This is a genomic window from Siphonobacter sp. BAB-5405, from assembly GCF_002872335.1.
Lineage (GTDB): Bacteria > Bacteroidota > Bacteroidia > Cytophagales > Spirosomataceae > Siphonobacter.
On sequence record NZ_NJAG01000210.1, the window covers coordinates 1 to 665 of the forward strand.

Consider the following 665-nt stretch of genomic DNA (forward strand, 5'->3'; position numbering starts at 1 on the left):
TAAAAGTAGTGAACACGTTTTGGTTAAGAGGAGATCGATAGGGCTTTCTCGCTTGAGAAAGTTCTATCTTCATCGAAAGGCTTTTGCACCCATCCTTAGGAAGTTCTTCGGTAGCCCCTACCCCTCTCCCGAAGAGTTTCTGTTCGTTTGGTCCGAGCCCCTGGTTCAATAGTGCTAAAAGTGCTAGAGACTGTTTAAGTTTTGGTTAGGAAAAACCCATAGAGCTTTCTTGCTGAGAAAGCTCTATTTTAATCCATCACTTTCCTTTCCAAGTAAGGTGATTATAATCTATCCTTTTCAAGCCTGCAACCAACATCTTTTACTAAATGATATGTTCTCTTGACCTAGTCTTTATAGTAAATTAATCAATTGAAGTAACCTAAAATCTAAGTAGGCTCAAGTTATGTATGTGCTAACTATTGTTAACTTCTCCCTTGAATGATGCTTTTACTTTTATTCTGTGATGTTGCCCCCAATTAGCCATTTCCAAGAGGATAGGCCTCAAGGTCTGACCATAATCGGTAAGCGCGTATTCTACCGTGATCGGTTTAGTAGGCTTCACCGTGCGACTGACTAAACCGTTAATCTCCAGTTCTTGTAACTCCTTGGACAGCATTTTGGAACTATCCCTTTTACTTCCCGCATTAAGTCCATAAACCGTTTGT

1 protein-coding gene is annotated in these 665 nt (G+C 40.3%); it reads right to left on the reverse strand.

Going from position 1 to position 665, the window contains the following annotated elements; translation table 11 throughout:
• Positions 1-412: 412 nt before the first annotated feature.
• On the reverse strand, positions 413-665 hold a 253-nt coding region (locus BWI97_RS27085; RefSeq protein WP_233208102.1), incomplete at its 5' end, for a helix-turn-helix domain-containing protein.